The organism is Phocaeicola sp. (assembly GCF_057861905.1).
On the sequence record NZ_DBMACV010000026.1, the window covers coordinates 1 to 13,617 of the forward strand.

General features: G+C 44.8%; 9 protein-coding genes. 5 read left to right on the forward strand and 4 right to left on the reverse strand.

Annotation, left to right across the window (positions count from 1 at the left end):
- Nucleotides 1-187, reverse strand: a 187-nt coding sequence (locus tag ACZM60_RS06865) for a hypothetical protein (protein WP_489521140.1), incomplete at its 3' end; no start/stop codon positions are given.
- 315 nt (nt 188-502) lie between these two features.
- Between ACZM60_RS06865 and ACZM60_RS06870 the strand changes: the two genes are divergently transcribed.
- From ACZM60_RS06870 to ACZM60_RS06880, 3 genes are read left to right on the forward strand one after another with little or no spacing between them, the layout of a single operon-like run.
- Nucleotides 503-1,027 (forward strand): nitroreductase family protein, encoded by a 525-nt coding sequence (locus ACZM60_RS06870; protein WP_021970229.1) that lies wholly within the window; start codon nt 503-505, stop codon nt 1,025-1,027.
- An 18-nt stretch (nt 1,028-1,045) separates the two neighbouring features.
- Nucleotides 1,046-1,840, forward strand: coding sequence for a patatin-like phospholipase family protein (locus tag ACZM60_RS06875; protein ID WP_489521122.1), 795 nt, complete (start codon nt 1,046-1,048; stop codon nt 1,838-1,840).
- A 33-nt stretch (nt 1,841-1,873) separates the two neighbouring features.
- A complete protein-coding gene (locus tag ACZM60_RS06880; protein WP_489521123.1) occupies nt 1,874-3,571 on the forward strand; it encodes an alpha-amylase family protein in 1,698 nt (565 codons plus the stop codon).
- A 96-nt stretch (nt 3,572-3,667) separates the two neighbouring features.
- Here ACZM60_RS06880 and ACZM60_RS06885 read toward each other — a convergent pair whose 3' ends face one another.
- Nucleotides 3,668-5,851 (reverse strand): tetratricopeptide repeat protein, encoded by a 2,184-nt coding sequence (locus ACZM60_RS06885; protein ID WP_489521124.1) that lies wholly within the window; start codon nt 5,849-5,851, stop codon nt 3,668-3,670.
- A gap of 61 nt (nt 5,852-5,912) precedes the next feature.
- The gene (locus ACZM60_RS06890; protein WP_021970225.1) at nt 5,913-6,827 is read right to left on the reverse strand and encodes an NAD(P)-dependent oxidoreductase; all 915 of its coding nucleotides are present in this window, start codon (nt 6,825-6,827) and stop codon (nt 5,913-5,915) included.
- A 237-nt stretch (nt 6,828-7,064) separates the two neighbouring features.
- Between ACZM60_RS06890 and mfd the strand changes: the two genes are divergently transcribed.
- Together mfd and ACZM60_RS06900 are read left to right on the forward strand one after the other, a co-directional pair.
- On the forward strand, nt 7,065-10,430 hold the full coding sequence (gene mfd, locus ACZM60_RS06895; RefSeq protein ID WP_021970224.1) for a transcription-repair coupling factor: 3,366 nt from the start codon (nt 7,065-7,067) through the stop codon (nt 10,428-10,430).
- Between the two features lie 151 nt (nt 10,431-10,581).
- A complete protein-coding gene (locus tag ACZM60_RS06900) occupies nt 10,582-12,222 on the forward strand; it encodes an ABC-F family ATP-binding cassette domain-containing protein (protein ID WP_489521125.1) in 1,641 nt (546 codons plus the stop codon).
- Nucleotides 12,223-12,339: 117 nt separating this feature from the next.
- Here ACZM60_RS06900 and ACZM60_RS06905 read toward each other — a convergent pair whose 3' ends face one another.
- Nucleotides 12,340-13,611: an MFS transporter gene (locus ACZM60_RS06905; protein WP_021970222.1), complete on the reverse strand. Its 1,272-nt coding sequence runs from the start codon at nt 13,609-13,611 to the stop codon at nt 12,340-12,342.
- Nucleotides 13,612-13,617 lie beyond the last annotated feature (6 nt).

A 13,617-nucleotide genomic window follows, 5' to 3' on the forward strand; every position in this document is an offset into this window, starting at 1 on the left:
AAAGATACAAAATCTTTAGGTAATAACAAAGCCCCAGCTTGTGAAAGTCGGGGCTTTGTGCTAAAAAAGAAGGTGTGCTTTTTGACACACCTTCTTTTTTCGTATCAGGGTGCAGGTATCTGCCGGACTCGGCATGATTTGCCATGACGCTGTACATGTAACTATCCTTTTCGGCTTCTGTATGCATTTTCTCCGGCATGTAGAGAATGAGTCGTCTGCGTCTTTGGGGGAAACCTCTGCATGTCTGGATAATTTTTTGTACAAAAAATAAAATCTTTTGTACAAATTTTCAGAAAACGTCTCGACGTTTTTCCGGAGAGCCGCCGGATTTCTTTTCCATACATCCGCATATTAGTGTCAAAGCTTGTAATATCCTGCGAAACGTAAACAGATTATGACAGGAAATTCACGTTAAAAAAGTAATTATTTATCCGTCAATCGGAATAAAATCGTTATTTTTGAGTTCAACTTAATTTATCTTTACAATACAAATTACTGAGTTATGAAAACAGACTTTTTACAGATTATCAAGACACGGCGCAGTTGCCGCAAATATAAAGCAGAACAAATTACCGATGAAGAGCTGAAGGCTGTACTCGAAGCCGGTACGTATGCACCTACTTCACGAGGCATGCAGTCACCTTACATCGTAGCTGTACAGAATGAAGCTCAGCGCAAGCAATTGGCCGAAATGAATGCCCGCGTTATGGGCGTGACCTCCAATCCGTATTACGATGCTCCCACTTATGTGCTGGTGCTTGTTCCGGGCGATGCCAATAATCCCATACAAGACGGCAGTTGCGTACTTGAAAATATGATGCTTGCAGCCCATGCGCTGGGACTGGGCAGTTGCTGGATTCACCGTGAGCGCGAAATGTTCTCCACTCCCGAAGGAAAGGAACTGATGAAAGCATGGGGACTTCCCGAGGGGCTGGTTGGTATCGGAGCATTGGCTTTGGGATATCCGGAAGGAGAACCGGCACAGCCCAAACCACGTAAGCCCGATTACTACCGGATTATCAAATAAAAAAATAAACCTGAACCTATGACAGAAGGAAAATATCATATCGGATTCGCTTTGAGCGGAGGATTTATCCGGGGAATTGCCCATCTGGGCATGTTGCAGGCACTGTTCGAGCATAATATCCGTCCCGATATCCTGTCGGGTACCAGTGCGGGAGCTATCGTCAGTGTCTTCATAGCCGATGGCAGGCAGCCCTTCGAAATCATGGAGATGTTTTCCGACCGTTCGTTTACAGAGCTGGCAAAGGTCCGTCCGGGCAGAGAAAGTCTGTTCCAGATGGATTATTTTATCGATTTCATGAGGAGCAATCTGCGGACACGCAATCTGGAGAATCTGGAAATACCTGTCGTTGTGACGGCTACCGATTTCGATCATGGTTGTTCCGTTCACTTCACGCGTGGAGAGATAGCCCGTCGTGTGGCAGCTTCATGTTGCATACCCGTGCTGTTCGCTCCGGTCAAGATTGGAGGAGTTTATTATGTCGACGGAGGAGTATTTATGAATATTCCCGTTACCCCGATACGTGATTTATGCGACAAAGTGCTGGCACTGAACGTTTACAAGCTCGTTGCCGATGCATATAGCAAGAATCTGGCAGCCATAGCTCTCAGGGCGTACCACTTCATGTTTCAGGCAAATACGTTTACCGAGCTTGAAAAAGCAGATTTGATTATTGCCCCCGATGGTCTGGGAGAATACTCGAACTACGAACTGGAAAAGGCTGAAGAAATTTTCAATACGGGATATTTCGCAGCTTCGCAGGTGCTGGAGCAACTGGAAGAGGATGAAAAAGAGCGGTATTTTTCGTTCAGGTAAAAAAGAAGAATGTCAAAAAATACAATAATGACTATGGAACAAAATGAAAAAATGATTATTTATCAGGTTTTTACCCGTTTGTTCGGCAACAACGAAGTGAATAATGTATACAATGGAAGCTTGCAGGAGAACGGATGCGGTAAAATGGATGATTTTACAAACAAAGCATTACATGAAATAAAGAAACTGGGTGCTACACATATCTGGTATACAGGTGTGATTGCTCATGCTTCCCAAACAGACTATTCTGCATATAATATTCCCCGAAATCACCCTTCAGTGGTAAAAGGAAAGGCCGGTTCGCCTTATGCTATCCGCGATTATTATGATATCGATCCCGATTTGGCTGTCAATGTGAACCATCGCATGAAAGAATTCGAAGCACTGGTCAAACGTACGCACAGCAACGGGTTGAAGGTGATTATTGATTTCGTGCCCAATCACGTTGCCCGTCAGTATCACTCTATTGCCAAGCCTGCGGGCGTAAAGGATCTGGGCGAAGATGATGACAATACAAAGGCTTTTGATGTAAACAATAACTTTTACTACATACCGGGTACGCGTCTGGAAGGTGAAATAGACTTTTATAATGAAGAGGCGGGCACCTACGAAGAAATGCCTGCCAAGGCTACCGGAAATAACCGCTTCGATGCTTATCCGAACAAAACCGACTGGTATGAAACGGTGAAGCTGAATTACGGGGTAGACTATATGGGAAATACGGGAAATCATTTCTCACCGATTCCCGATACCTGGAACAAGATGAAGGATATCCTGCTCTTCTGGGCTTCCAAAGGTATAGACGGTTTCCGTTGCGACATGGCGGAAATGGTACCGTGCGAGTTCTGGGGCTGGGTCATTCCTCAGGTGAAAAAGCTGCATCCGGAGCTGATTTTCATTGCCGAAGTCTATAATCCGAACGAATATCGTAATTATATCTTCAACGGACATTTCGATTACCTGTATGATAAGGTGGGGCTGTACGATACCCTTCGTGCCGTAGTATGCGGATATGGTTCGGCCACTTCTATTACGGGATGCTGGCAGAGCGTGAACGATATCCAGTCGCACATGCTGAATTTCCTGGAGAACCACGACGAACAGCGTATCGCTTCCGATTTCTTTGCAGGCGACGCCCGTAAGGCACTGCCGGCATTGCTGGTTTCGGCTTGCATGAATACCAATCCGATGATGATTTACTTCGGACAGGAACTGGGCGAGGAAGGTATGGACAGCGAAGGATTCAGCGGACGCGACGGACGTACTACTATCTTCGATTACTGGAGTGTTGACAGCATCCGAAGATGGAATAACCACGGACGCTACAATCTTCACCTGCTGAATGACAAGGAGAAAGAGCTTCGCCGGTTTTATTACCATGTTCTGAACTTGTGTAATGAGGAAAAGGCCATCTCGCAAGGTGAATTCTTCGACTTGATGTATGCCAATCAGGGAAACTGGCTGATGAATGAACATCGTCAGTTTGCGTTCCTCCGCAAGCATGCCAACGAGGTATTGCTGATACTTGTCAATTTCGATGAGATGCCGATGCCGGTTTCGGTCAATGTTCCGCGTCATGCGTTTGAGTATTTGCAGATGCCGGAAAGCGAAACCGTACAGACAGCGGACTTGCTGACGGGAGAAAAAGGAACCATTTCCTTTACAAGCGAGAAGCCGGTAGCCGTTGAACTGCCGGGCTGGGGCGGAAAGATCCTGAAAATGACAATCTGACCTTCGCGCAGATGTGACAGAAACTGAATATAAAAAGACACTCCTTCAAATGCTTTTGCCTTGTGATGCAGAGAAAATCGAAGGAGTGTCTTTTTTTTATAGCATGTCTGGAACCAGATAGATATTCTCTTCTGGGATGCCTTGCTCCAGCAGTGCATTCTTATCTGCGAGATAGAGCTTCATAAATTCATCGTGTGTCTGGCAGTTGCTTTCCACATGGCGATAACATTCGAGAGCCTGTCGGATATTGTTTTGTGCCAGATAAACGTGTCCGGCATTTAGCCAGTCGGACGATTGCGACTCGTCGGAGTGCAGTAACTTGTCGAAGAAGCGAACAGCTTCATCACATTTCCCAGTCATAAAGTAGCACCATCCTATTGCTCTTTGTGCATTAGCCGGAGCTTTATCCAGGTATTCTACTTTAAAGAAATAGGTCAGTGCCTTATCGTACATACGGAGGTTGGCCAGACATTGTCCGATTTGCAGAAGCAGATTTAAGTTCTCCGGCTGCATTGTTTCAATTTTGTACAAGCATTCCAACGCTTCCTGATATTGCTGCTGCCGTTTATAGCATTGTGCCATTTGTTTTAATGTCCATATATGATCTGGTTTCAGCAGGTCGGCCTGTATGTAGGCTTGTAAAGCCTTAGAATATTCTTTCATTTTCTGGTAGCAGAATCCTGTTTTCCTCCAGATATCGTCGTCCATGTTTTCTCCGCACTGCAAAAGGTCTTTGTAAATTTCGCATGCCTCTTGAAAATATTCTTTCGAGAACAAGTAGTCGGCTATATGCTTCAGTGCTTCCGGTGTATGTGTCAGTGGTTTCAGCGCCTCACATTTCCAAAGGGCAAGTTCGTCGGTAAAGATGTCGTGCATCTCGTTGCGGTACATCCACAACTTAAAGAAACGATACAAGTCGTGTATATATTGGCGGCTGACGTTCTCGGATTTCTTTTCAGCCTTTATATAGTTGGAAAGTAAGTCTTGCCCTTCACCGATCATTTCATTCTGCATGGAAAACTCTGTTGCCAAGATTTCCAACTGGTCGGAAGGAACGCTTTGCAGGGTAAGACAGAATGAATATTTGTCCGAATTGCAGAACATGGTCGACTCCATGAGTGTACCTATGATAGATTTCTCACCCTCTATATTTTTCTGCTTAAATACTTGAGCTACATCCGGCTGCTGGCGGTCGAACGGATAAAACCAGTGTGCTGCCTGACGGAAGAAAGGATACGACTTGAGCTGCGAGAAGGCACTCATGTAAGTATCGGCTCCTTCCGACTGCAAGGCACCCAGTTCGTGCAGATATTCCTCCACCCGTTTGATTTCTTTTTCCCATTCCGGATTCTTATCTTCCATATCCTCCAGGTCGAAGATCTTCTGTCCCGGATGCATCATCTCCGGTGAAATTTTCATGTTCGGAATAATTTCTTCGCGCATTTTCTTGTCTATTTTTTCTGTTTCGCGCGAGAGGAGTAAGATAATCTGGATTTTGTTCAGCTCCTGAGCTACGGGAGTAGAATCGTTTAAGAGCGATAGAGCTTTCTTCAGCTCGGGATACAGTTGAAGTCGCTTCTCCTGATAATAGGTTGCCAAGGCGATACCTGTTAATGCACGCTGGGTAACGATTGCCTCGCTATGAGTCTGATAGGCTTTTATAAGGAACTGAAACTTGCGGCTGTCGAACAGTTGCAGTAAGCTTAATGTTACGGCACTAATCATGACTGCCACGTCGTTTGCTGGGACGAGCAATGACTCCAATATTGCATTGGCGCCTGCCAGATCTTCGTCCGTCCAGTGTGTCGATATCCATATTTTGTCGAACAATTCGGTTACATCTTTTTCATGACGTGCGTAAATGTCGTCTATCGATTTGCTGCGGCTCTTGTCGTCCATTATTGAAATTTGTGCCATTCCCAAGTCTTCGCTGAATGCTTCAAGGCTGAGGCAATAATCGCGGAAACTTTTCGATTCAAACTGTTTCATGACGCGATACTTTCCCTGTTGGTAGCCGCTTCCGGTGTGGTACTTGCGTATAAGTTCGGCACTATCGGCAAGTTCGTATGCTCTACGCAGCAGTTTATGATACAGTTTGTTCCTTTCCGGATCTTCCATACCCTGCGAGGCATATTGCAACATGTAGTTATAAGTCGTTTGGAGATTCTCTATTTCTGATGAGAGTTTCCAGTCATCGGCTTCATGTGCCAAGGCCGAGAGTTGTACGAGTGCTTCTTTCACCCGCTTTTTGTCTAAGTATTCGATGACATCGTTATACATAACAGTTAAAGGGTCTGATTAGAGAAATAATATTAAGTGTATGTTTATCAGTATTTACTGGTTATTTGTTGGCTGATTCCTGAAAATAGTAATCGATATTAGCCAAAGCCTTTTGTGAAAGTCTTTCTATACTTTGGATTGATTTTCCTGAGATATAAGGAGTATATAGAAGGTTTTTACACGATTTCAGGTCTTCGTACACGTTCCCCATTCCGGTGGCATCGCACAGATAATAATTGCCGTCTGAAGCATTAAGCCAGTCTTTCATAGCTGCAACATCGAATGTTGGTCCTACCGAAGTGTTTACTATGATTTTATGATTACCCAGTATGGAAAACTCTCTTTTTCCAAGCAGGTAATTGTTTCGGGGAATACATGTGCAGATGATTTCGTTCTTTTCCAACAGCTCATCAAGCGGCATATAGGTATATCCGGCATCATCGGCTTCTGGCTTTCTGTTGCGGCTGAAGTAGCTGACCTCTGCTCCAAAAAACTTTAAAGCATCGGCAACCATTCGTCCTGTTTTTCCCATACCGATGATTCCTGTTTTACATTTAGTCAGTTCTGTACTATCTTTGTGCCAGCGTATGCCTCCGAATCCATGCAGCAGGCGTACCAGTTCGCTTATCACATATTCTACAACTCCTTCATCACCATAGTCTTTTACTCCCAATACGGTGATACCTCTTTTCCGTGCTTCTATAACATCTACGTTACAACTTTCTGGATTATAGAGTGTGCAGCACATACCAATGTAGCGTATGTTGCGGCAGGCATCGAGTACATTTCTTCTGATTGGTGTACGAAATGAAACTAACAGACAGTCTGCATCTGCGATGCGTTCTATTACAATATTCTCATCTTGTGGAAAATCGTGATAGATCACGACTTCGTCGCCTAAATTTTGCAGTTGCTGTAGAGCTCTTTCGTTGAGCAATGTTTCATCTACTGCTACTATTTTTTTGAATTTGGCCATTCTTTCTTCTCGTTTTTTACTATTCGGAGGTTTTGCTTTTTGCAAAGTTATTCATTCTTTCTGTTTTTTTGCGGGTAAAATTGTTTATTTTGGAGTTCTAAAACTTATTTGTCCTTCTTCAAGCCTTGTTTATTTTGTTCTGTACAGAAATAATTTTATAATTTTGCAATGTTTATTTTATTGAGAGATCTTCTGTCCGTGAGATAAGAAGATAAGACTTTACTATTGACGAAAACAATGGAAATAACTGAACTTCAATCGCGTTATACTCGTCATCCTGCAGTGGAAGGGCTGGCGAAAACTTTACGAAACAATGATATACGTACTGTGTTTTTGGAGGGAACGCATGCTTCGTGTGCTTCTTTGTTTGCTTCCTGCTTTATCAAGTCGGTGCCGGGAGTATATCTTTTCATTTTAAATGATCAGGAAGAGGCCGGATATTTCTATCACGATATGGTACAAGTGAATGGAGACGAACAGATATTGTTCTTTCCTTCCTCTTATCGGCGCGCCATCAAGTACGGACAAAAGGATGCTGCCAACGAGATACTTCGAACCGAAGTGCTGAGCCGTCTGGAGAAAAACGAGCCGGTTGCAGTGGTAACTTATCCCGATGCTCTGGCAGAGAAAGTCGTTTCTCAAAAAGTGTTGAGTGATAAAACTTTGAAACTGAATGTCGGACAGCATATTGATACTGAGGAAATAACCAAGACGCTATCCGATTATGGTTTTGAACATGTAGACTATGTATACGAGCCGGGGCAGTTTGCTACACGTGGAAGTATAATCGATGTTTATTCTTTCGCTTCTGAATATCCTTACCGAATAGACTTTTTCGGTGATGAAATAGATAGTATACGAACTTTTGAGGTCGAAAGCCAGCTGTCGCGCGAGAAGAAAGATTCCGTGAGCATTGTTCCGGAACTGGCACAGGCTGTAGATGGTGATATTAGTTTCCTGAGCTTTATCCCACGTGAAACCGTTTTATGGGTAAAAGATCTGTTGTGGGTTCGTGAGCGCATTCAGACAGTACACGATGAGGCGCTTTCTCCGCAGGCACTGACCGCTTACGAAGGCGAACAGACCGACTTGATGAATCTGGAACGTAAGCTGATAGACGGATCGGAATTTACGACGGAATCACTGGATTTCCGGCGAATTGATTTCGGACATAAGGCGGTCGGGACACCTCAGGCAACACTGAAGTTCGAAACATCCGTCCAGCCTATTTTCCATAAGAACTTTGATTTGGTGGCAAGTACCTTTACGGATTACCTGCAGCGGGGATATACTTTATACATTTGTTCTGACAGTGTAAAACAGACCGACCGTCTGGTCGATATTTTCCGTGAACGAGGCGATAAAATTGATTTTACGGCTGTAGACCGCACCTTGCACGAGGGATTCATTGACCATACGTTGCATTGCTGTATTTTTACCGATCATCAGATATTCGACCGTTTCCATAAATATAATTTGCGCAGTGATAAGGCGAGAAGTGGAAAGGTTGCACTTTCACTGAAAGAACTGAATATGTTCGAGCCGGGCGACTATGTAGTACATATCGACCACGGTATCGGAAAGTTTGCCGGACTGGTACGTATTCCGAATGGAAATACTACGCAGGAAGTCATCAAACTGGTGTATCAGAATGATGATGTCGTGTTTGTTTCCATTCATTCTCTGCATAAAATTTCCAAATACAAGGGTAAGGAAGGCGAGCAGCCTCGTATCAGTAAGCTGGGTACGGGAGCATGGGAGAAAATAAAGGAACGTACTAAGACCAAGATTAAGGATATCGCCCGCGACCTGATAAAACTCTATTCGCAGCGTAAGCAGGAAAAAGGCTTCAAGTATAGTCCCGACAGCTTTTTGCAGCATGAGCTGGAGGCAAGCTTTATTTATGAAGATACTCCCGACCAGTTGAAGGCTACTCAAGAGGTAAAGGCAGATATGGAAAGCGATCGTCCGATGGACCGTCTGGTGTGTGGTGATGTCGGCTTTGGAAAGACGGAGGTTGCCATACGTGCTGCCTTCAAGGCTGTAGCCGACAATAAGCAGGTTGCTGTGCTTGTACCGACTACGGTACTGGCTTATCAGCACTATCAGACTTTCTGCAAGCGTCTGGAAGGAATGCCTTGCAAAGTGGAATATCTGAGTCGTGCCCGTACGGCGAAAGATACGTCCCGCATCCTGAAGGAACTGGAAGCAGGTACGATCAATATATTGATAGGCACACATAAGATTATCGGTAAGAGTGTGAAGTTTCACGACTTGGGCTTGCTGATTGTGGATGAGGAGCAGAAGTTCGGAGTGAGTGTGAAGGAGAAACTGCGTCAGATTAAGGTGAATGTAGATACCCTTACCATGACGGCTACACCGATTCCGCGTACACTTCAGTTCTCGTTGATGGGAGCTCGTGACTTATCGGTTATCCAGACTCCGCCACCCAACCGTTATCCGATTCAGACCGAGGTGCATACGTTTAACGAAGAAATCATTACCGAAGCGATTAACTTTGAAATGAGCCGTAACGGTCAGGTGTTCTTTGTGAATAACCGTATACAGAACTTGGCGGAACTGAAAGCAATGATCGTGCGTAACATTCCGGATTGCCGTGTTTGTATCGGTCATGGACAGATGCAACCCGAAGAGCTGGAAAAGATAATCTTCGGTTTCGTGAATTATGATTACGATGTGCTGCTTGCCACTACCATTATCGAGAGTGGAATTGATATCCCGAATGCCAATACGATTATTATCAATCAGGCACAGAATTTCGGTCTGAGTGATTTGCATCAGATGCGCGGACGTGTGGGACGAAGTAACAAAAAGGCTTTCTGTTATTTGCTGGCTCCTCCTTTATCGTCTTTGACTCCCGAAGCCAAGCGCCGTCTTCAGGCTATCGAAAATTTCAGCGATCTGGGAAGTGGTATACATATTGCCATGCAGGACCTGGATATTCGTGGTGCCGGTAATATGCTGGGAGCCGAACAGAGTGGCTTTATTGCCGACCTGGGTTATGAAACTTATCAGAAGATTCTGTCGGAAGCTGTGACGGAACTGAAGAATGATGAGTTTGCCGACCTTTATGCCGATGAGATTAAGGCTGGAGAGGAAAAGATCAGCGGCGAAGATTTCGTTGACGAATGTACCGTGGAAAGTGATCTGGAATTGTTGTTCCCCAACGAATATATTCCGAGCAGCAGTGAACGAATGTTGCTTTATCGTGAATTGGATAAATTGGAACTCGACCGGGATGTGGAGGCTTTCAAGGCTCGTTTGGTAGACCGCTTTGGCAAGATTCCGCCCGAAGGCGAAGAACTGATCCGTATTGTACCTCTCCGTCGTCTGGCAAAACGCCTTGGCGTAGAAAAGGCTGTGCTGAAGGGGGGTAAGATGATTCTTTATTTTGTGAGCAATCCGGATAGTCCGTATTATCAGAGTGCAGCTTTCGGTAAGATTATCGATTACATGGCAAAGTATCCGCGGGTATGCAACTTGCGTGAACAGAACGGACGACGCAGCATGACCGTAAAGGACATAAACGATGTGGATTCGGCAGTCCGTATCTTGCAGGAAATTGTGAGTCTGGGTTCTTGATAGGGAACGGGGTTCGCAAGGCATTTGTTTATTCGGATATCGGATAGAAGATGTTGTGTAAGGAGCAGGCGATGAAGATAAAACTGGCGGGAAGGCTTCTCTGCTTTTTTGAATTAAATGATGTAATTTATATACTAAGACGTAAAATTTTATGATTTCAGTAGATGGACTTACCGTCGAGTTTGGCGGAACCACCTTATTTAGTGACATTAGTTTTCAGATTAATGAAAGAGACCGTATTGCCCTGATGGGAAAGAATGGGGCTGGAAAATCGACTTTGTTGAAAATATTGGCCGGAGTACGCCAGCCAACACGTGGAAAAGTAACAGCACCCAAAGACTGTGTGGTTGCTTATCTGCCTCAGCATCTGATGACAGAAGACGGACGTACGGTGTTCGAGGAAGCATCGCAGGCTTTTGCTCACCTTTGTGAAATGGAGGAAGAAATAGAACGCATGAATAACGAACTGGCTACCCGTACCGACTACGAGAGTGATTCGTACATGGAACTGATAGAGAAAGTTGCAGCGATGAGCGAGAAGTTTTACGCCATCGATATGACTCATTTTGAAGAAGACGTGGAGAAAGCTTTGCTCGGACTTGGTTTTGTGCGTGAAGACTTCAACCGTCCTACCAGCGATTTCAGCGGAGGATGGCGCATGCGTATCGAGCTGGCCAAGTTACTGTTGCAGAATCCGGATGTGTTGTTGCTGGACGAGCCGACCAATCATCTGGACATTGAGTCTATCGGCTGGCTGGAAGAATTTCTGATTAATAGTGCCAAGGCAGTAGTCGTTATCAGTCACGACCGTAAGTTTGTCGACAATATTACTACACGTACCATCGAAGTGACAATGGGGCGTATCTACGATTATAAGGTAAACTATTCACAGTATCTTGTATTGCGTAAAGAACGTCGCGAACAACAGATGAAGCAATACGAGGAGCAGCAGAAGATGATTCAGAAAACGAAAGATTTTATCGAACGTTTCAAGGGAACATACAGTAAGACTCTTCAGGTACAAAGCCGTGTGAAGATGCTGGAGAAGCTGGAACTTATTGAGGTTGATGAAGAAGATACTTCTGCACTCCGGCTTAAATTTCCGCCTTCTCCCCGAAGCGGAAGTTATCCGGTCATTATGGAAGGAGTGGGCAAGACGTATGGTGACCACGTTGTTTTCCGTAATGCTAATCTCACGATAGAACGTGGCGATAAAGTAGCCTTTGTCGGGAAAAACGGAGAAGGTAAGTCTACATTGGTAAAATGTATCATGGGAGAGATAGAACATGAGGGAACATTGACACTGGGGCACAATGTGCAGATTGGTTACTTTGCACAAAATCAGGCTTCTTTGCTGGATGAAAATCTGACCGTCTTTCAGACAATCGATGATGTGGCAAAGGGGGAAATCCGAAACAAGATACGCGACCTGCTTGGAGCCTTTATGTTTGGCGGGCCGGAGGAGTCGATGGAGAAAGTAAAAGTGCTTTCGGGAGGAGAACGTACTCGTCTTGCAATGATCAAGTTGTTGCTCGAACCCGTAAATCTGCTGATTCTGGATGAGCCTACCAATCATCTTGACATGAAGACAAAAGATATTCTGAAGCAGGCACTGATGGATTTCGACGGAACACTGATTGTGGTATCGCACGATCGTGATTTCTTGGACGGGCTGGTTTCGAAGGTATACGAATTCGGCAATCAGCGTGTGAAAGAACATTTGTGTGGCATCTATGAGTTTCTTGAAGCTAAGAAAATGGAAAGTCTGCGAGAACTGGAAAGAAAGAATTGATGATTTTATAAATACGTGTATTATATTCATCACCATGAATAAGAAAAAACATCACCGGAAATTCAGCAATTCCTGGTGATGTTTTTTCTTATTTGTCAGCATGTTTTGGAAAACTGTTTATTCGGCTTGCTTTTTCCCAAATTCAGGGTCTATTTTCAATAGAGCAGTTACGCCGAAAGTAGCGGCACAACATACCATGATCCAGAGGAAGAAATGCTGATACCCCAGAAGCTCCTGCATCCATCCGGCTATCATGCCGGGAAGCATCATACCCAGTGCCATGAAAGCAGTACAGATAGCGTAGTGTGCTGTACTGTGGTTTCCCCGAGAAAAATAAATAAGATACAGCATGTATGCCGTGAAACCGAATCCGTAGCCGAACTGTTCGATGAAAATGCAGACATTGATCCACAGCAGGTTTGTTTCCGGAAAATAGCTTAGGAAAACATAAACCAGATCAGGAAGTGATATTGCCCACACCATGTACCATAGCCATTGCTTCAATCCATGTCGTGCCACAGCCATACCTCCCAGTATGCCTCCCAGTGTAAGTCCGATGATTCCGATAGTACCCTGGGTAAATCCTATTTGTTCGGTTGTCATGCCCAAGCCTCCTTTTGAAACCGGATCGAGCAGGAAAGGTATACTCATCTTTGCCAGTTGGGCTTCCGGCAGGCGGTATAGCAACATGAATAGAATGGCAATGCCTGCTTGATCCTTTCTGAAAAACGAACGGAATGTCAGCAGAAATTCTTTAAATAATCCCGATGCAGATGTCTTTGCCGCAGCCTTGTCGCTTGCCGGACGTGGCAGTATAAAGGAATGATAGAGCCATAAGGCAAGAAATATGCCGGCCAGAACAAGAAAGGTGATGCTCCATGCATAAGGAATATTTGCACTGGTCTTTTCCAAATATCCGGCAATCATGACCAGCAATCCTTGTCCGGCAATCGTTGCAATGCGATAGAAGGTGCTTCGTATACCGACAAATAAAGCTTGTTCGTGACTGTTCAGTCCCAGCATATAGAATCCGTCGGCAGCAATGTCGTGTGTTGCTGAGCTAAAGGCCATAAGCCAGAAGATAGCAAGCGTTGTCTGGAAGAAATGTTCGGTAGGAATAGTGAAAGCAATTCCCGCCAGTCCGGCTCCGATGAGCAACTGCATGAGTGTTATCCACCAGCGCTTGGTACGGAGTAAATCGACAAACGGACTCCATAACGGTTTGATAACCCATGGCAGGTTCAGCCAGCTTGTATAGAGAGCAACTTCGGCATTCGAGATGCCCATGCGCTTATACATGACAAGTGATAGAGTCATGACTGCTATGTAAGGTAATCCTTCGGCAAAATACAGCGTCGGGACCCACGACCAGGGGGATTGCTTTTTCATGATGGA